This is a genomic window from Phytopseudomonas straminea (genome assembly GCF_900112645.1).
Taxonomy (GTDB): Bacteria; Pseudomonadota; Gammaproteobacteria; order Pseudomonadales; family Pseudomonadaceae; genus Aquipseudomonas; species Aquipseudomonas straminea.
In genome coordinates this window covers 76361-94267 of record NZ_FOMO01000006.1, presented here as the reverse complement: position 1 = coordinate 94267, position 17907 = coordinate 76361, and the positions used below count along the sequence as shown (strand labels likewise).

Genomic DNA, 17907 nt, shown 5'->3' with positions numbered 1-17907 from the left:
CATGCGTTGTTTTCTGGTAGTCGCCCTGGTCACCGGTTTGTCGGCCTGTTCCATGACGCCCGAACTGGAGCGCCCGGCGCCACCGGTGCCGGTCAGCTTTCCAGAGGCTGCTGCGCTGCAGGGCGCCGCCGTGCCAGCCAGCGAAATGGGCTGGCGCACGATGTTCGCCGACCCGCAGTTGCAGCGCCTGATCGAGCTGGCCCTGGCGCACAACCGCGATCTGCGTCTGGCGGCATTGAACGTCGACGCTGCGCGCGCGATGTTCAACATCCAGCAGTCCACCCGTCTGCCGTCGGTGTCCCTGGATGCCAGCCGCACCCGCGAGCGCGCCCTGGCGCAGGGCAACAGCGGTGAGTCGCGACGCGAGGTGAGCAACCAAGTCGCCGTGAATGTCGGCGTCAGCGCCTTCGAGCTGGATTTGTTCGGTCGCGTGCGCTCGCTGTCAGATGCGGCGCTGGCCCGTTACCTGGCCAGTGAGCAGGGCCGCGATGCCGCGCAGATCAGCCTGATCGGGGCGGTGGCCGACGCCTACTTCGCTCGCCAACTGGCCGACGAGCAGCGTCAGCTGGCGCAGCGCACCCTCAAGGACTGGCAGCAGTCTCTGAAGCTCGCGCGCCTGCTGCAGGACGCCAAGCAGAACAGCGGCCTGGATGTCGCCCAGGCCGAAGGTCAGGTGGCCAGTGCCGAGGCCGATCTGCAGGCGCGCCAGCGGGCCTATGTCCAGGCCGGCAATGCCCTGCAGTTGCTGGTCGGTGAAGCGCTGCCGGCTGACCTGCCCGCGGCGCGGGAACTCGCCCGGCAACCGCTGGTGGCGCGGCTGCCGGCCGGTCTGCAGTCGGACATGCTGCTGGTGCGCCCGGACATTCGTCAGGCCGAACAGACCCTCAGCGCGGCCAATGCCGATATCGGCGCGGCGCGGGCGGCGTTCTTCCCGCAAGTATCGCTGACCGCCTCGTTCGGCTATGCCAGCACTTCGCTGGGCAGCCTGTTCGACCCGAGCCGTCAGGTCTGGCGCTTCACGCCGCAGCTATCCCAGCCGCTGTTCCAGGCCGGGCGGCTGCGCGCTGAACTGCGCCTGGCCAAGGTACGCAAGTCCGAGGCGGTGGCTCAGTATGAGCGCGCCATCCAGACCGCCTTCCGCGAAGTGGCCGATGCCCTGGCCGGCGCGGCCACATTGGACAGCCAGATCGAGGCGCAAACCCGTGTGGTGGCCAGTGCCCAGCGCCGGGTGGCGCTGTCCGGCTTGCGCTATCAGGCCGGCGTCGATGGTCGCCTGGAGCTGCTCGACGCCCAGCGTGGGTTGTACGCCGCCCAGCATAGCCTGCTGGAGCTGCGCTGCGACGCAGCGGTCAATAGCGTGGCCTTGTACAAGGCGCTGGGCGGCGGCCTGCGTGAACGTACTATCATCACCGCCGCGAACGACCCCGCGGCCAACGCCGATCACCGAGAGCAGTAGTCATGTTGCGTGCCGTACCCAAACGCTGGTTGATTCTCGTCGCCGTGATGCTGGCCTTCATGCCCATCGTCATCGACATGACCATCCTGCATATCGCCGTGCCGTCGCTGACCCAGGCGCTCGGCGCCACGAGCACGGAGATCCTGTGGATCATCGACATCTACCCGCTGCTGATGGCCGGCCTGTTGGTGCCCATGGGCACACTGGCCGACCGGGTGGGCAACCGGCGCATTCTGCTCGCCGGGCTCGGCGTGTTCGGCGTGGCGTCGACGCTGGCAGCCTTCGCGCCCACACCGACTCTGCTGATCGCCGCACGAATACTGCTAGCCCTCGGCGGATCGATGATCATGCCCTGCGTGCTGGGCATCATCCGCCGTACCTTCGAGGATGAGCGCGAACGGGCCATGGCGCTCGGCCTGTGGGGCACCGTCGGCGCGGCGGGCGCGGCGGTCGGCCCGCTGATCGGTGGTGCGCTGCTCGAGCATTTCTGGTGGGGCTCGGTGTTCCTGATCAACGTGCCGGTGATGGCGGTAGTGATTCCGGTGGCCTTCGCACTGCTGCCCCGCGTCGAGGAGACCACGCCGGGCAAATGGGCCATCGGCCAGGCGCTGATCCTGATCGCCGGCATCATCAGCGTGGTCTACGCCCTCAAGGCCGGCGTCGGCGGTACCCAGCCGCTGCCGGTGGCCCTGCTGGTGCTGCTCGTCGGCCTGGCGTTGCTGACCCTGTTTACCCGCCAGCAGTTGCGCTCGGCCGAGCCGATGCTCGATCTGTCGCTGTTCGGCCGCCCGGTGCTGCTGGCCGGGCTGATCATGGCGGTGGTCGCGATCGGTGCCCTGGCCGGTGTGGAGCTGACCCTGGCGATGGAGCTGCAGTACGTGCTCGACAAGTCGCCGCTTGAGGCCGGCATCTTCATGATTCCGATCATGGCCGCGGCGGCGGTCGGCGGGCCGCTGGCCGGCTACCTATCCAACCGCTTCGGCCTGCGCGGCGTGGCCAGCCTGTCGCTGCTGGTTTCCGCTGGCGCGCTGGGTTTCGTGGCATTCGCCGATCTGCATGAGCCGGGCGTCAGCGTGCCGGTGGTGCTCGCCGTGCTGGGGCTGGCGCTGAGCATCGGCCTGACCGCTTCATCCATCGCCATCATGGGCGCGGTGGAGGCCAGCAAGGGTGGTGCGGCGGGCGCTTTGGAGGCGACCGCCTACGAGTTGGGCACCGGGCTGGGAATTACTTTCTTTGGCGTATTCATGTCCAGCGTGTACGGCCACACCATCGCTTTGCCCGCAGAGCTGGCGGCAGCATTGGCACAGCGAGCTGCGCGTTCGATTGGCGACAGTTACCTGGTGGCCGCCGAGTTGCCGGCCGAGCAGGGCAGTGCGGTGATCGCGGCGGCCAAGGCGGCGTTCTCCAGTACCCACTCGATCTTGCTGTGCACCGCGGCCGTGGTGGTCGGCGTGCTGGCCGTCGTGGTGTTCAGGTTGTTCAAGGGGCAGCGCGCGCGGGCAAAGCGCTCACTAGGCACTTTATGAACAGGACCTGCGCTCCGAGTTGTTTCAGTCAGACCTGAGAGGCTGCTACGGTCTACCACTACTTCGCCGTCAAAGCCCTAAATTCGAGCCGACAGCTCGTGGACCGATTCTAAAAAAACGGGCCGCCATTGCGGCGGCCCGGGTATTTCAGAAAACGGCGTCACCACACTGCGATATGGGAGTCCGCGCGTGGCTCGGTGCCGCCGCACAGCACGCCGGTTTGCGGATCACGCACGATGATCTGCCCGCGGCCGTAGTCGGTGGAGTCGCATTCCACGTTGACCTGGTGGCCCATGCGCGCCAGGGCCACAGCCACGTCACGCGGGGCCGCCTGTTCGATGCCGACCTTCTTGTCGCCCTGCCACTGCCAGCGCGGTGCATCGAGTGCGGCTTGCGGGTTGAGGCCGAAGTCGACCAGGTTCATGACCATCTGCACATGGCCCTGGGGCTGCATGTAGCCGCCCATCACGCCGAACGGCGCGACCGCTTCGCCGTCCTTGGTCAGGAAGCCGGGGATGATGGTGTGGAAGGTTTTCTTGCCGGCAACCAGGGCGTTGGCGTGATTGGCGTCCAGGCTGAATTCCTGGCCGCGGTTCTGCAGGGAGATGCCGGTGTCCGGCACCACTACGCCGGAGCCGAAGCCGTGGTAGTTGCTCTGGATAAACGAGATCATGTTGCCTTCGCCATCGGCGGCAGCCAGGTAAACGGTACCGCTGGCGTGCGGGTCGCCGGCTTCCGGCTTGATCGCGCGCTCGCCGATCAGTTTACGGCGGCGCTCGGTGTAGCCCGGGCTGAGCAGGTCAGCTACGGCGACGCGCATGTGCTCGGGGTCGGTAATGTGATGCAGGCCGTCGGCGTAGGCCAGCTTCAGCGCCTCGATCTGGCGGTGCCAGGTTTGCAGACTGTCACGATGGTCGAACTCGAAGCCCTGAAGAATCTGCAGGGTCATCAGGGCGACCAGGCCCTGGCCGCTCGGCGGGATTTCCCACACGTCATAGCCGCGGTAGTTGACGCTGATCGGGTCGACCCAGCGCGGCTTGTAGCGTTGCAGATCTTCCTTGCGCAGGTAGCCGCCGGCGGCGCGCGAGGCCTGGTCGATGGTCTCGGCGAGCTCGCCGCGGTAGAAGCTCTCGCACTGGCTGTCAGCCAGCGCCTGCAGGGTGCGCGCCTGGGCCGGGTTACGGAACAGCTCGCCGGCCTTTGGCGCGCGGCCATCGATCAGAAAGGTGTCGAACCAGGCCTGCATGGCCGGCTCGCGGCGCGCGGTGTATTCGTCCAGCGTCACCTGCCACTGGTGGGCGACCACTGGCGACAGCGGGAATCCATCTGCAGCCAGGCTGATTGCAGGTGCCAGCAGGTCGGCGAACGGCAGGCGACCGAAGCGGCGTGACAGTTCGGCCCAGGCCGATGGGCAGCCCGGCACGGTGACTGGCGTCCAGCCGTACAACGGCATCTCCTTGTGGCCGGCGGCCTTGACCGCCTCGATGTTCAGGGCCGCTGGCGCGTGGCCGCTGGCGTCCAGGCCGTGCAGCTGGCCCTTGACCCAGACCAGCGCGAAGGCGTCACCGCCGATGCCGCAGCCGGTGGGTTCGACCACCGTCAGTGCGGCAGCCGTGGCAATGGCGGCGTCGATGGCGTTGCCACCGCGGCGCATGATGTCGATACCGGCCTCGGCGGCCAGGGGTTGCGAAGCCGCCACCATGCCGCGCCGGGCGAATACGCTCTGGCGCTGCGAAGCATAGGGATAGCGGTGGGCGGAAAAACTCAGCATGCGGTTACCTCCGGCAGTACGCGACTCAGGAACGCCCGCGTACGCGGATGGCTGGGTGCGCTGAAAATTTGTTCGGGCGGGCCTTGTTCGATCAGTTCGCCCTGGTCGAGCACCACGACGCGGTCGGCCACTTCCCGGGCGAAGCCCATTTCATGGGTGACCACCACCATGGTCATGCCCTGTTCGGCGAGCTGCTTCATCACCTGCAGCACTTCACCGACGGTTTCCGGGTCCAGGGCGCTGGTCGGCTCGTCGAACAGCATGGCTTGCGGCTTCATCGCCAGGGCGCGGGCGATGGCCACGCGCTGCTGCTGGCCGCCGGAAAGCATCGACGGGTAGTGGTCGGCCTTGTCGGCCAGGCCTACCTGCTTGAGCAATTGGTGGGCGTGCTCCAGGGCCTGGGCCTTGCTGACACCGAGCACCTGGGTCGGCGCCTCGATGATGTTTTCCAACGCGGTCATGTGCGGGAACAGGTTGAAGCGCTGGAACACCATGCCGATGTCGCGGCGCTGGCGGGCGATATTGCGCTCGCTGTCGCGCACCAGCTTGCCGCCCGGACGTTCGCGATAGCCCATGGGTTGGCCGTTGACGCGGATACGCCCGCTCTGAATTTCTTCCAGCAGGTTGATGCAGCGGATGAAGGTGGTCTTGCCTGAACCCGAGGCACCGATCAGCACCACCACTTCGCCGCGTTTGACCTGCAGCGACACGCCCTTGAGGATCTCCAGGTCGCCGTAGGCCTTATGGATATCCAGCGCTTCGATGACCAGATCCTGATTACTGCTCTGCATCTCAACGTCCCCTCAAGAGTTTTGCCGTGTAGCTGCCGAACATGCGCTTGGAGGCCGTGGCCGGGCGCCGGTCGGATTGCCCGAAGCGGCGCTCCAGCCAGGTCTGGAAGAAGCCCCACAGGGTGGTCAGCGCCAGGAAGTAAATGGCCACCACCAGGTACAGCTCGAACACCCGGAAGGTCGCCGAGGTGATCATCTGCGTGCTGAGCAGAAGCTCCTGCACGCCGATCACGCTGACCAGGGTGGTGTTCTTGAGCATCAGGTTGAACTCGTTACCCAGCGGCGGAACGATGATCCGGAACGCCTGGGGCAGCACAATGCGGCGCATCAGCTTGCCGAAGGTCATGCCCAGAGAGCGGCCGGCCTCGTACTGGCCCTTGTCCACGGCGCCTATACCGGCACGCATGATCTCCGCCATGTAGGCGCCCTCGTTGAGGCCCAGGGCGATGATCGCCGCCTGCAGGTTGCCCGGTATCACCACCCAGCCCAGGTCCAGGTCCTCGAAGCGGAAGATGCCGCCCGCCGCCAGCGCCGTGTACAGGAAAACGATCTGCACCAGCAGCGGCGTGCCGCGCATCAGCCACACGTAGAAGCGTGCCGGTGCCTGGATGAGCGGGTTGCTCGACAGGCGCATCAGCGCCGTCAGCAACCCGATCACGCAGCCCAGCGCCATCGCCAGTACGGCGATGACGCAGGTCATCCACAAGGCACGCAGGTACACATCACTGGGTTGCAGCAGGTATTGCCAGAAGATGTCCCAGTTGAAATTCATCGTGCCGCCCTCAATCCAGCGTGTCGCCAGGGATGTGCCATTTGGTCAGCAGCGCCATGTAGCTGCCGTCGGCGCGCATGTCATCGATGATCTGCTGCACGGCGGCAGACATCTGCTGGTCGTCCTTGCGCACACCAATGCCGGTGAGGATGCGGCCGAACGCCGGCACGGCTTCCTCGAACATGTCCGGCGCCATCGCCGCGTAGTAGCCCGAGGTTTCCACGGTGGTGCCGTAGGCATCGACCTGGTTGATGCGCAGCGCCTGGAAGGCGTCGGTGTCACTGTTGTAAACCGCCAGTTTCATCGGCGCTTTACCGTTCTTGGTCAGTTTGTCGTTCTCGGCTTCGAGCAAGGTCTTGATGGTCGAGCCGTTGAGCACCGCGACCTTCTTGCCGGACAGGTCGCCCATCGCCTTGACGCCCTTGGGGTTGCCCTTGGGCACCACTACCGACTGGCTGGAGTACATGTAGTTGACGATGTCGATCACCTGGCGGCGCTCGGGCTTATCGAAAAGCTGGTCGACGATCAGATCGCACTGGCCGGCCAGCAGCGCTGGGATGATTCCGGAGAAGGGCGTGACGCGCCACGACACTTCCTTGTTGCCCAGGCGCTTGGCGATCTCCTCGCCCAGCTCGATGATCATCCCGGTTGGCTTCTGCGCCGCGTCGAAGGAAGCCAGCGGTGGAGAATCCATGCCCGAACAATACGTCAGCTTATTAACGTCCTTGAGGCGATCTGGAATGACCGGTGCAGCAGAGGCCAGCGAGGCGGCCAGGCTGAGGGAAATTGCGGCGGCGAGAGAGCATGTTAGGCGCATGGTGGTACTCCGTTTGCTGTGATCGAAAGGGCAGCAGTGAAGTGGGATGAGAGGCAGTCGTTGGCGACCGTCCGTTGTTATTGTTCGGTTTGCAGGAACTGGGTCAGGGCCGGCAAGGTGCCCTCGATGTGCTCGCGGATCACCTGTTCGGCCAGGTCGGCATCGCGGGTGCGCAGGGCGTCGAGCAGCTTGTCGTGTTCTTCGCGGTCGCTGAGCGGCTTCTCGCCGTGTTCGATCCACAGGCGCATCGGTGCCTCGGTCAGCGAGTAGAGCGCGATGATCTGCTTCATCAGCCGCGGGCGCTCGGCGATGCTGCACAGGTATTCGTGAAAGATGCGGTGGCGCGCGACCCATTGGGCAGCGTCGTCGCGGCAGTCGTCCATGTCGTCGAGCAGGCGCTCGAGCAGGGTCAGGTGGCGCTCGGTTACCTTGCTGACCGCCACGCGGATCGCCAGGCCTTCAAGGGCGCTGCGCATCTCGAAGACTTCGCTCATTTCCTCGATATCCAAACCACTGACCACCGCACCGCGGTTGGGGCGTAGTGTGACAAGGCCCTGGGCATCCAGGCGGCGAAAGGCTTCGCGCACCGGCATGCGGCTGGTGCCTATCTCTGCAGCGATGTCCTCGGCCACCAGCCGATCACCCTTGCGGTAACGTCCCGCACAGATCGCGCCGAGCAAGAAGTTGTAAGCCTCCTCCTCGGCTGTGACGGGTTGACGCTGGGCGTAGAGCGGAACGGTGAGCATGGCGGCATTCCTGAATAAATGTATCCAATTATCCGTTTAGCCAATAAGGCAAGAGTCGGGCCATGTTTGGTTGGTCAAAGAATTCGTGATAAATAACAGAGAGTTAGGCGAAGAACGCGGGTTTTCGCGGGGCAAGCGCTGTAACAGGCGTGTCACCAAATGACGCACGGTGGGTGCCGGCTGCTCATTTATTGGGCGTTTTGGTGGCAGAGCGGAGCGGGAAATGTAGATGTATCGATGGGCTAGGTGTTGCGGGTATCGCCTTGCGGTCGATACCCGCAGTACCCCTCAGCGGCGCTGGGCGCTTACGGGGGGCACGCGGCCGGCCCAGGGTTGGGCCTGTTCCAGTTGCGCCGCGAGGGCGAGCAGGGTGCCTTCTTCACCGAAGCGGGCGGCGAAGTGCGAGCCCAGGGGCAGGCCGCCGGCGGTCCAGTACAGCGGCACCGACATGGCCGGTTGGCCGCTGGCGTTGAACAGCGCGGTGAACGGCGAATAGCTGTGGAAGCGGTCGATCAGGGTGGCCAGGCTCAGGCTCTCATCGAACGGGTCCAGGGTGCCGATCAGCGGCGGTTCGCGGGTCAGCGTCGGGGTGAGGATCAGGTCGTATTCGGTGAGAAAGGCGGCCAGGCGCCGGCCCAGCATGTGAATGCTGGCGACCGCATCGGCGTAGCGAGCACCGCTGGCGTTGCCCTTCTCGCGCAGGATGATGCGCGTGCGCGGCTCCAGCTCTTCGAGGCTGACCGGCGCGCCGCGCATCTCGCCGACCAGGGTGACGTAGCTGCTGGTGCTGGCGCCGATGATGTCGAACACCTGATCGAGAAAGGCCAGGGCATCGACCGGCAGGCTGGCGTGCTGCACATGGTGGCCGAGGGATTCACACAGCTGGGCGGTGTGGCGCACCGCAGCCAGCGCCTCCGGGCCGGTGGTCCAGGGCGTCAGGTGCTCGACCAGGGCGATGCGTAGCGGGCGCGGCGGGCGGCGCAGGCTGTCCACGAAGGGCTCGTGCTGCCACGGCGCAGCGTAGGGCGCACCGAGGTCTGCACCGGCAGTGATATCCAGTAGTGCAGCGCTGTCGCGCACCGACATCGTGATCGCGTGGGCGGTACTCATGCCCGCCCAGCCTTCGCCGGTCAGCGGGCCGCTGGGCATGCGCCCGCGGCTGGGTTTGAGGCCGAACACGCCGCAGCAGGAGGCCGGCACGCGCAACGAGCCACCGCCGTCATTGCCATGGGCGAAGGGCACCACCCGGGCAGCGACCAGTGCCGCCGCGCCGCCGCTGGAGCCACCAACGCTGCGCGCGGTGTCCCACGGATTGCGGGTGGCGCCGAAGCGGGTCGACTCGGTGGTGTAGGAGGTGCCGAATTCCGGCGCCGTGGTGGTGCCGATGAACTGGCAGCCAGCCTCGCGCAGGCGGCTGACCAGGGTGTCGTCCAGCCCCATGCGTGCTTCGCCGAGTGCGAGCGAGCCGTTACTCATCCGCGCGCCGTCCAGCGGTGCGAACAGATCCTTGATCAGCGTCGGCACGCCGCGAAACGGGCCATTGCCGAGCTTGGCCTGGCGGGCGCTGTCGTAGAGTTTTTCGGCTACTGCGTTGAGCTGCGGCTCGACCTGTTCCAGGCGCGCGATGCCCGCTTCCAGCAGCTCGCCGGGGCTGACCTCGCCTTTGTCGACCAGGCCGGCCAGGCCGGTGGCGTCGTAGTGATCCATCAGGGTGTGAATGTCGCTCATGGCAAACCTCGGCTAGTGAGTAACGCCCGCTGGCACGCCAGCGGGGCAAAGGGAAATTCAGGGATGGGAGACGACGGGCGCGGCGCGTGGGCCGACCAGTGCGGCGACCAGCCAGATGGCCGCGTAGGCCAGGCTGGCGGCGGCCAGCCAGCCGATGGCGTCGCGCAGGTCGTAACCCAGTGCCGTCAGCGTGGCGACCGCCAGCGGGCTGGCGAACTGGCCGATGTACAGGCAGGCGGTAAAGCCGCCCAGGCCGCGGCCGCGGGTGGTGGCGCTCAGGGCGTTCATTACCGGCGCCATGGCGTTGGGCACCAGGAGGCCGACGCCAAGGCCATGGACGACCACCGCGATCAGCATGTCCTGATAGCTGCCAGCGTGGATCAGCAGCCACAGACCGGTGGCCATCAGCCCCAGCAGCAAGGCATTGCAACCGGGAATGCCAAGGGCGCGGCGCAGCAGCGGCCAGGCTATCGAACCACCGAGGCTGGACAGCAGGCCCAGGCCGGCGCAGGCGCCGATCATCGTGCTGGAGGTGATGCCCATGCCCGCCAGCAGCAGCGGCGACTGCACCGGCACCACCACGGCCAGCACCATGCCGCCGAGAATCAGCAGGTAGCCGACCACCAGACGCGGGATGGACACCGGTGTGTCGTCCGCCTCGAGGCTGCTCGCCACCCGCACCGGCGGTTCCCAGAGCACCCGCAGCATCGCGGGAATCAGCAGCAGCGGCAGCAGGTACAGGTAGAACGGCAGCCGCCAGGACTGCTCGCCCAGCGCGCCGCCGATCACGAAGCACAGCGAGCCGACCAGGCCGATGGCGACCACCTGCAGGTTGACCAGACGCATGCGGTCCTCGCCCTGCCAGTAGTCGGCGATCAACGCGGCGCAGCAGGTCATGATCGCCGCCTCGGCGCAGCCGAACAGCAGTCGCGCCCCGACGATATGGCTGAGGTCATCGAGCAGTGCCGGCAGCACGCCGAGCAGCGCGTACATCAGCGTGGCGATGACCAGCAGCGCCTTGCGACCCACGCGGTCGGCGATCCAGCCGGCCAGCGGGGCGAACAGCGCGATGGCCAGGGCCGGCCCGGTGATGGCCAACGGCACCAGCACATCGGCGCGCGGCTCCAGCGGGCCGAATTCGGCGCCGAGCTTGGGCAGGATGGGCGCGACCATCACCGAGCCCATGATGGTCAGGCTGCTGCCCAGTATCAGCACCAGCCCTTCACGGCGGGTCACGGCCTGGCGTGCGCTGCCCTGGGATGACACGGAAGATTCGATCGTCATGGCGGCCACCTCAGAAGCTGTACGCGACGCGCAGCGCGACGTTGTAGCCTTCGCTGCGGTTCTCGGCACTGAACTCCTTGTAGGCATGCAGCCATACTGGCGGCAGGCCGGGTTTGAAGAAGCTCACGGCCGGGCCGACGGCGATGACCCGGGCGCGGTTGCCGGTCTGCAGGTTGGGCGCGTCGTCATCGCTGATCTGCTGGTAGTAGTAACCGCCCAGGCCGACGGTCCAGGGGCCGACGTGCTGGCCCACGGCGAGCTCGTGGCGGTACTCGGTGCCGCTGCGGTAGTCGGTGGCGTGGTTGCGGCTGTTGATGTCCAGCTGCTGGCTGGACGACACCTCGAAGCCGCCGTCGCTGATCCAGGTGGCGTTGAGCACCGGCGAGACGGTCCAGTGATTGAGGCCGGGGGAGATCAGCCGGTCCTTGTCGTAATCGCCGGTTGGCGCCTGAATCTGCAGGCTGGTATTGACGAACAGGTTGCGCGAAACGTCCCACTGCAGGATCAACGGGGTGATCTGGGTGTCGGCCTGGCGGAACACTTCCTTCTCGAAGCGCAGGGGGCCGAACGGGGTATCGACCTTCAGTCGGGCGTCCATTTGGAAGAACGGCTGGACGATGGCGAAGCCGTAGCGGGCGCCGAACAGCTGCTGGTCGGTCATGCGGATGTAGGCCACGCCAAGCGACAGCACGTCCAGTGAGAAGGCGTTATTGACCTTCCTGCCGTCGCCATCCTTCAACTGGTTGGTGGAGTAGTAGGCCGCGCGCACGCCCAGGGTGCCGAACGGCGTGGGCGGCGGCGTCATGCCGGCACCGAAGTCGTTGAGCCCAGCGGGCGTGGTAGGTGCCCCGTTTTCCGTGGCCTGGGCCTGGCTGCCGAGCAGCAGGGTGGCGCCGAGAAGGGCGGAGAGATGAACGAGTGACGCACGGCGAACCGTCATGGCTGACCCCTTTTATTATTGTGTGGGAGGTCAGCCTAGGGCGGCTTCAGCGCCTGCCGTTATCCGTTTTCAGCACAGTATTGGCGAGCCTGACGCAAGGTCTCCGACGGCTTGCAGCCGAACAGCTGGCGGTAGTCGCTGGCGAAGCGGCTCAGGTGCCAGAAGCCCCAGTTGGCGGCGATACTCTGTACCGAATCGGCCTCGCTGGCGTGGCGCAACTGGCGGTGCACGGCGTTTAGGCGGATGGTGCGCAGGTAGGCGATCGGGTTGATGCCCAGCGCTTCCTGAAAGCAGTACTGCAGCTTGCGGCGGCTGGCGCCGATCTGGTTGCACAGCTCGAGAATGTTGATCGGCCGCTCCGGATGAGCCAGGGCGTAATCCCGGGCGCGGTCGACCATGCGACGGCGCGCGCTGGGCGACAGCGAGTGGTCGTCTTCGCTGTCGATCAGCTCCAGCAGATGCATGATCACCGCATCGCGGATGGCGCCGCGGATGGTGCCGTGGTCGAGTAGCGCGGCGCCGGGCGCCTGCTGGTCGAGCACGCTGCTGAACAGGCTGATCAGCTGCTGCTGGTCGGCCTGGCCGAGCAGTTGGTAACAGCGCGACAGACGCGTCAGGTCGAGTTCGCGCTGTTGCTGGTGCAGGGTGCGCTGCAACGATTGCTCGTCGATGGCGATGCACACTGCATCCAGATCGCCATGCACACGCAGTTCCGGCAGCTGGGCGCCGCGGCCGATTAGCAGGCTTGGTGCGTGAATCGAATGGCCCCCGCAATGCAGGTGCGGGTCGGCGCAGCGCATCGGCATGGCGAAAACAATCGCGCCGGGCCAGGTGGCCGCCTGTTTGAGCATTGCCTGGTTGGCGCGATCGCGGATCAGCTGCATGCCGTCGAGCTGCACCTCGAGTATCTCGCCACTGAAGCGGCCGGCGCTGAGCTGGTCGTAACGCAGTTGCCAGCCTGAAAGCTGAGCATGTTCCTCGATATCCTGAGAGCGCCGGTAGCGGATTGCCGAAGGCGGCGCGAATTGAGGCGAATCGGACATGGTGACCAGAGAACTGTGCATTTTCGAAACCTCTACTGCGGTTCGATGCGGTTGCTCTCACAATAAGGCAATTTCCGTTCCGTAAAATCGATTAATGATTAACAATGTTAACTTGTGCCGAAATGGGATAGCCGACTGCGGCGAGCCGGAAGGCTGAGCATGCGTGAAGTAGGCGTCTAGATCGCACCATTGCCGTTGGGCATGAGCGGTATGCACCGCGTTCATTTGACCCTCGCGGCTTGAATGCATAGGGTGGCGACCCGTTTTTTCCAGACTCAAGGTCGCCCATGTCCGCTCGTCCCAAACTGCCGTTCACCATCTACCTGCTGGGTGCGACGATCTTCTCGCTGGTCACGGCCGAATTCATGGTTGCCGGCATGATGCCCGCCCTGGCCGAGGCGTTTTCGGTGAGCCTGGGCGAGGTCGGCAACCTGATCGCCTTCTACGCCCTGGGCATGGCGCTCGGCGGCCCGCCGGTGACCGTGCTGCTGCTGTCGCGCGGCATTGGTAGCAAGCCGGCGCTGGTCGGCTTGCTGGCCGTGTACGTATTGGCCGGCGCGCTGGCCGCGGCGGCCACCAGCTACCCGGTGTTGGCCTTGGCGCGGATCATCATGGGCGTGTCCAGTGCGGCCTGCATCGGTCTGTGCATGACCCTGTGTGCGGCGATGGTCTCCAATCAGGAACGCGGTCGCGCGGTATCGGTGGTGCTCGCCGGCCTGATGCTCTCGCCGGTGGCCGGCGTGCCGCTGACCGCCTGGATCGAGCAGCATCACGGCTGGCGCGCCAGCGCCTGGGCGGTGGTCGGCCTGGCGCTGGTCTGTACGCTGCTGGCTGCCATGCGCCTGCCTAAAGGCGAGGCTGGCGGCGAAGCTCGCCTTGGCGAACAGATCAAATCCCTGCGCACCCGCCGCCTGTGGGGCGCGTACCTGACCAGCGGGCTGATCATTGGCGCGACTTTCGCCGCCTTCAGCTACTGCACGCCGATCCTTATCCAAGAGGTTGGCCTGGCGCCCGGCCAGGTCGCGCCGATGCTGGCGCTCTACGGTGTGGCCAATCTGATCGGTAACATGGTGGTCGGCCGTTTCGCCGACAGCCATACCTTCACCGCGCTAGGCCTTGGGCTGGTAGTGCTGGTGCTGGCCATGAGCGGCTTCGCCGTGGCCGGAGACAACCTTTGGCTCAACCTGACCTGCTTTATCGCCATCGGCCTGACCGGCGTGGCGCTCAACCCGGCGATGGTCGCGCGGGTGATGAAGGCCGCCGAGCCCGGCGCCCTGGTCAACACCCTGCACACGTCGGTGATCACCGCCGGGCTGGCGTTCGGCAGCTGGGCCGGTGGCGCGGCCATCGAGGCCGGCTACGGCCTGCGCGCGCCGCTGTGGGTCGGCGCCGGCATCGCGCTGCTGGGGCTGCTCAGCGTGATTCGCCCGCTGGCCAGCCGCCGTGTAGGCGCCAGCCCTTGCGCCTGATTGTCGCGCTCGCTTAAGCCGGAGCCAGCGGCAGCTGCACCCTGAATATGGCGCCGCCGCCGGTGGCGTCCTCGACCGTGATACGCCCACCGTGGGCCCGCACGATTTCCTGTACCAGATGCAGGCCGAGGCCGTGGCCCGGCTGTTCGGTCTTGCCGCGATAGAACGGCTGGAAGATCTGCTCGCGATCTTCCAGCGCTACGCCTGGGCCCTGGTCCGCCACTGCCATGCTGCCGTTCGCGCCGACCTGCAAGCTGATGCTGCCCACGCCGGCGCCGTGCACCAGAGCGTTCTGCAGCAGGTTGGTGATCACCCGGCTCAGGGCGCTGGGTTGGCCCATCACCCACACCGGATGTTCGGGTGCCTCCAGCACCAGGTCGTCACAGCGGGTCAGGGCCACGGGGGCGATATCGGAAATCACTTCGCGGCTCAGCGCGACCAGATCCACTACCTCGAACTCCACCTTTGGCGACTGCAGCCGTTGCAGGTCGAGCAACTGCTCGGCCACGGTGGCCAGGCGTGCCAGGTCGATCTGCAACATGGGTTTGATGGGGTGTGCCGGCATGCCGTCCAGGCGTGCCATCAACACGGCGATCGGCATGCGAAGCTCATGGGCGGCGTCACGCAGGAAACGGTCACGGGCGTGATAGGCCTTGCTGGATCGCTCCATGGCCGCGTTGAAGGCACTGACCAGCGGGCGGATTTCCCGCGGCACCGAATCCTCGGGCAGGTGCGCATCGGGCTGGGATATATCCAGCGCCGCAGCGCGGCTGGCCAGCCGGCGCACGCCACGCATGGCGCGCAGCACCACGATGGGCGTGGCCAGCAGGGTGAAGAGCAGCAGCGGCGTCAGGAAGTAGGGGCTGAGCAGCCCGGTGGCCTGGACGATCAGGCTGGTGAAGCTCAGGTCCGCCACACCGCCGACCATGATGTGCACCCGTTGCCCCTGGATCTCCTTGACCTCGATGCGCATGGTCAGATGACGGTGCTCCGGCAGCGCGCGTATCTGTGAGATGCCGAGCACTGAAACGTAATTCGCCAGTTCGCGGTATTCGCCCGGCACACTGCCAAGTTCTTCACGGCGCCCGTTACCGTCGCCGATTACCACCCATAGACCAGGGTTAGTGGCTTGCAACTCGCGCAACGGCTCGTTGGGCTCGAATACCAGGCCCTGGGGCGTGATGGCGATGGAGTCTTCCAGGACGTCGATCACCGCGTCGTCCATGAAGGTGAACTGGTCGTCGATGATGTGATAGAGGGTGCCGGCGATCGCCGCCACCAGCACCACCACCTGCATGATGCACAGCGACCACAGCAGGCGACCGATCAGCGATGGATTGTGGACGGCTTTCATCGGCTTTCCTTGAGCAGGTAGCCGACGCCGCGGATCACCGCGATCTCCACGCCGGTCTCGGCGTCCTTGAGCGCCCGGCGCAGCCGCGACACGTGGGCGTCCAGGGCGTTGGACTGGATCTCGTCCGCCAGACCATACACCGCCTCGTGAAGGTTCTCGCGCAGTACGGTGCGACCCTGGCGGTAGATCAGCGCCTCGAGAATCAACAGCTGGCGCCGTGGCAACGGCAGCGCCTGGCCATCGACGATGGCCTCGCGGGCGCTGAAATCGAACGACAGCGCGCCAAGGGTCGCGGTAGGCAGAACCATGGTGGCCGGGCGCCGGGCAATCGCCCGTACCCGGGCCAGCAACTCGTCGACCGCCACCGGCTTGACCAAGTAATCGTCGGCGCCACCATCGAGGCCGTCGACCCGCTCGGCGATCTCGCCGCGGGCGGTGAGCAGCACGATGGGCAGCGCCGGGCAGAGCCGCCTGGCGGTAGCGATGAAACCCACGCCATCGCCATCGGGCAGGCCACGGTCGAGAATCAACAGGTCATGCACGTTCAGCCGCAGGGTCGCGCCTGCCGCTGCCAGCGAGTGCACGCAATCCACCAGCAAACCGTGCCGGCCCAGCGCCTGTTGCAGGGCCTGGGCCATGGGCAGGTCATCTTCGACGAGGAGGATTCGCAAGGTGCGTTACCGCGCGGTTTATCGGAGCTGCACATAGTAGCGGAGCCGGCAAAAACGCGGCGCAATGTTCAGGCAATGTTGCCGGGTGACCATCGCCCGCAACGGCCAACCGGCCGCCGAGGCAAGGTGGCCGCCGCCCACAAGGCGATGCCGGCGTGCTGCGCCTGTGCACAACTCTTGGGTGGGGTGAGGCATGAGTCGCACGTTCGTGGTTTTTGGGGCTCACAACAGCGTGGGTGCGCTGGCCGCCCGACAGTATGGCAACCAGGGCTATGACGTGGTGCTGGTGGCCGACCATGGGCATTGCGTGAAGGCATTGACCAGCGTGCTGGAAAGCGAGGATATCGCCACCCGCACCTTTACCGGTGACCTGTCGCACCCGGAGCAGGCCCGCGCGATGATCCGCTCCATTCGCAGCAGCGTCGGGCCCATCGACGCCATGTATTACGGCCTGGATTCCAGCAATGGGCCGGATCACGTCGCCGAGGCTAGCGAACTGAGTCTGGCCGCAGTGGTTAGCGAGCTGCTGCCGGACATGCGCTCGCGCAAGGCCGGCGCCATCCTGCTCGATGCGGACGCCACGAACCTGTTATGTGTCCACGGCGTCGATGCGCAGTACTGCCTGCAATGCCTGGAGGAGGCGCGCACCTGTGAAGGTGTGCAGGTGGGCACGCTCAGTGTGAGCGCACTGATCGGCGGCCAGCGCGCCTGCTGAGTACGCCACGGCAGTGCCATTGGCAGTTGCCTCGCCGGCCGTTGGCCGACAGAATCGCCGGCCGCGCGGCCAAGCCTTGGTTACGCGCGCTGACCACGAGGCCGCCGTTGAACCCACGCCAACTCTCCGCACGCCTTGAGCGCGTCGCCGCCCAGGTGCCCACCGGGGCCCGGCTTGCCGATATCGGCACCGATCACGGCTACCTGCTCGTCGCCCTGATGCAGCGCGGGGTGATCAGCGCGGCGGTGGCCGGCGAGGTAGCGCTCACACCATTGCGCGCGGTCGCGCGCAGCGTGCGCGAACACGAGCTGGGTGATCGCATCGCCGTACGCCTGGCCGATGGTCTGGCGGCCATCGAGCCTGGCGACCACATCACCGCCATCAGCTTCTGCGGCATGGGCGGCGAGACCATTCGCGACATCCTCGCGCGGGACAGGACGCGGCTCGCCGGAAACGAGCTATTGATCCTGCAACCCAATGGCGGCGAACAGCCGCTGCGTCAGTGGCTGATGGATAACGGCTACCGCATCCGCCATGAAGAGCTGCTGCAGGAGAATCGCTTCTTCTACGAAATCATCGTTGCCGCGCCCAGCGAGCCGACGTGCTACAGCGAACGGGAGCTGTACTTCGGCCCGCTGTTGCTGCAAGACCGCAGCCCGGCTTTTCTCGCCAAGTGGCAGCGTCTGCTGCGCCTCAAGCAAAAGACCCTGGCCGGCCTGACCCGTGCTCAGCAGGGCCAGACGGATGAAAAGCTGGAGCGTCAGGTGCGCTGGATCGACGAGATGCTGGCTGCGGACGGCGGTTCAGCCAAGAGCTGAATCCGC

The 17907-nt window shown here is 66.2% G+C and carries 16 protein-coding genes; 5 read left to right on the top strand and 11 right to left on the bottom strand.

The genetic code is table 11. The features are described from left to right. The first annotated feature begins 1 nt into the window (after position 1). Both BM279_RS15870 and BM279_RS15865 read left to right on the top strand, forming a co-directional pair. A complete protein-coding gene (locus BM279_RS15870; protein WP_093505292.1) occupies positions 2 to 1456 on the top strand; it encodes an efflux transporter outer membrane subunit in 1455 nt (484 codons plus the stop codon). 2 nt (positions 1457 to 1458) lie between these two features. Continuing rightward, positions 1459 to 2982 carry an MFS transporter gene (locus tag BM279_RS15865; RefSeq protein WP_093505290.1) on the top strand — a complete coding sequence of 508 codons (1524 nt, stop codon included), beginning with the start codon at positions 1459 to 1461 and terminating at the stop codon, positions 2980 to 2982. 160 nt (positions 2983 to 3142) lie between these two features. Here BM279_RS15865 and BM279_RS15860 read toward each other — a convergent pair whose 3' ends face one another. From BM279_RS15860 to BM279_RS15820, 9 genes are all read right to left on the bottom strand, one after another. Next, positions 3143 to 4753 carry a gamma-glutamyltransferase family protein gene (locus BM279_RS15860; protein ID WP_093505288.1) on the bottom strand — a complete coding sequence of 537 codons (1611 nt, stop codon included), beginning with the start codon at positions 4751 to 4753 and terminating at the stop codon, positions 3143 to 3145. Continuing rightward, a complete protein-coding gene (locus BM279_RS15855; protein WP_093505286.1) occupies positions 4747 to 5544 on the bottom strand; it encodes an amino acid ABC transporter ATP-binding protein in 798 nt (265 codons plus the stop codon). Before BM279_RS15855 ends, BM279_RS15860 begins: the two co-directional genes overlap by 7 nt. A gap of 1 nt (position 5545) precedes the next feature. Then, positions 5546 to 6316 (bottom strand): amino acid ABC transporter permease, encoded by a 771-nt coding sequence (locus BM279_RS15850; protein WP_093505284.1) that lies wholly within the window; start codon positions 6314 to 6316, stop codon positions 5546 to 5548. Positions 6317 to 6326: 10 nt separating this feature from the next. Then, a complete protein-coding gene (locus tag BM279_RS15845) occupies positions 6327 to 7133 on the bottom strand; it encodes an ABC transporter substrate-binding protein (protein WP_093505282.1) in 807 nt (268 codons plus the stop codon). Positions 7134 to 7210: 77 nt separating this feature from the next. Continuing rightward, on the bottom strand, positions 7211 to 7879 hold the full coding sequence (locus BM279_RS15840; protein ID WP_093505280.1) for a GntR family transcriptional regulator: 669 nt from the start codon (positions 7877 to 7879) through the stop codon (positions 7211 to 7213). A gap of 288 nt (positions 7880 to 8167) precedes the next feature. Beyond that, positions 8168 to 9607 (bottom strand): amidase, encoded by a 1440-nt coding sequence (locus BM279_RS15835; RefSeq protein ID WP_093505278.1) that lies wholly within the window; start codon positions 9605 to 9607, stop codon positions 8168 to 8170. 57 nt (positions 9608 to 9664) lie between these two features. Further along, complete coding sequence (locus tag BM279_RS15830) at positions 9665 to 10891, bottom strand: MFS transporter (protein ID WP_093505276.1); 1227 nt, start codon at positions 10889 to 10891, stop codon at positions 9665 to 9667. Positions 10892 to 10901: 10 nt separating this feature from the next. Next, complete coding sequence (locus tag BM279_RS15825) at positions 10902 to 11831, bottom strand: SphA family protein (RefSeq protein WP_093505274.1); 930 nt, start codon at positions 11829 to 11831, stop codon at positions 10902 to 10904. 59 nt (positions 11832 to 11890) lie between these two features. Next, positions 11891 to 12895 (bottom strand): helix-turn-helix domain-containing protein, encoded by a 1005-nt coding sequence (locus BM279_RS15820; protein WP_093505272.1) that lies wholly within the window; start codon positions 12893 to 12895, stop codon positions 11891 to 11893. A gap of 266 nt (positions 12896 to 13161) precedes the next feature. Between BM279_RS15820 and BM279_RS15815 the strand changes: the two genes are divergently transcribed. After that, positions 13162 to 14343, top strand: coding sequence for an MFS transporter (locus BM279_RS15815; protein WP_093505270.1), 1182 nt, complete (start codon positions 13162 to 13164; stop codon positions 14341 to 14343). Positions 14344 to 14356: 13 nt separating this feature from the next. On the opposite strand, the gene BM279_RS15810 is transcribed toward BM279_RS15815, so the two are convergent. Beyond that, positions 14357 to 15697 (bottom strand): sensor histidine kinase, encoded by a 1341-nt coding sequence (locus tag BM279_RS15810; RefSeq protein ID WP_093505268.1) that lies wholly within the window; start codon positions 15695 to 15697, stop codon positions 14357 to 14359. Next, complete coding sequence (locus tag BM279_RS15805; RefSeq protein ID WP_093505266.1) at positions 15694 to 16368, bottom strand: response regulator; 675 nt, start codon at positions 16366 to 16368, stop codon at positions 15694 to 15696. The genes BM279_RS15810 and BM279_RS15805 overlap by 4 nt, the downstream gene beginning before the upstream one ends. Before the next feature lie 193 nt (positions 16369 to 16561). On the opposite strand from BM279_RS15805, the gene BM279_RS15800 reads away from it, so the two are divergent. Together BM279_RS15800 and BM279_RS15795 are read left to right on the top strand one after the other, a co-directional pair. Continuing rightward, positions 16562 to 17083 carry an SDR family NAD(P)-dependent oxidoreductase gene (locus BM279_RS15800; protein WP_093505264.1) on the top strand — a complete coding sequence of 174 codons (522 nt, stop codon included), beginning with the start codon at positions 16562 to 16564 and terminating at the stop codon, positions 17081 to 17083. Between the two features lie 107 nt (positions 17084 to 17190). Then, complete coding sequence (locus BM279_RS15795) at positions 17191 to 17901, top strand: tRNA (adenine(22)-N(1))-methyltransferase (protein WP_093505262.1); 711 nt, start codon at positions 17191 to 17193, stop codon at positions 17899 to 17901. Positions 17902 to 17907 lie beyond the last annotated feature (6 nt).

Excerpts from the sequence above, each read along its gene's own strand:
- BM279_RS15850 (WP_093505284.1), bottom strand. The coding sequence starts at position 6,316 with ATGAATTTCAACTGGGACATCTTCTGGCAATACCTGCTGCAACCCAGT.
- BM279_RS15865 (WP_093505290.1), top strand. The coding sequence starts at position 1,459 with ATGTTGCGTGCCGTACCCAAACGCTGGTTGATTCTCGTCGCCGTGATG.
- BM279_RS15845 (WP_093505282.1), bottom strand. The coding sequence starts at position 7,133 with ATGCGCCTAACATGCTCTCTCGCCGCCGCAATTTCCCTCAGCCTGGCC.
- BM279_RS15860 (WP_093505288.1), bottom strand. The coding sequence starts at position 4,753 with ATGCTGAGTTTTTCCGCCCACCGCTATCCCTATGCTTCGCAGCGCCAG.
- BM279_RS15800 (WP_093505264.1), top strand. The coding sequence starts at position 16,562 with ATGAGTCGCACGTTCGTGGTTTTTGGGGCTCACAACAGCGTGGGTGCG.
- BM279_RS15810 (WP_093505268.1), bottom strand. The coding sequence starts at position 15,697 with ATGAAAGCCGTCCACAATCCATCGCTGATCGGTCGCCTGCTGTGGTCG.
- BM279_RS15840 (WP_093505280.1), bottom strand. The coding sequence starts at position 7,879 with ATGCTCACCGTTCCGCTCTACGCCCAGCGTCAACCCGTCACAGCCGAG.
- BM279_RS15855 (WP_093505286.1), bottom strand. The coding sequence starts at position 5,544 with ATGCAGAGCAGTAATCAGGATCTGGTCATCGAAGCGCTGGATATCCAT.
- BM279_RS15835 (WP_093505278.1), bottom strand. The coding sequence starts at position 9,607 with ATGAGCGACATTCACACCCTGATGGATCACTACGACGCCACCGGCCTG.
- BM279_RS15825 (WP_093505274.1), bottom strand. The coding sequence starts at position 11,831 with ATGACGGTTCGCCGTGCGTCACTCGTTCATCTCTCCGCCCTTCTCGGC.
- BM279_RS15815 (WP_093505270.1), top strand. The coding sequence starts at position 13,162 with ATGTCCGCTCGTCCCAAACTGCCGTTCACCATCTACCTGCTGGGTGCG.
- BM279_RS15830 (WP_093505276.1), bottom strand. The coding sequence starts at position 10,891 with ATGACGATCGAATCTTCCGTGTCATCCCAGGGCAGCGCACGCCAGGCC.
- BM279_RS15870 (WP_093505292.1), top strand. The coding sequence starts at position 2 with ATGCGTTGTTTTCTGGTAGTCGCCCTGGTCACCGGTTTGTCGGCCTGT.
- BM279_RS15820 (WP_093505272.1), bottom strand. The coding sequence starts at position 12,895 with ATGCACAGTTCTCTGGTCACCATGTCCGATTCGCCTCAATTCGCGCCG.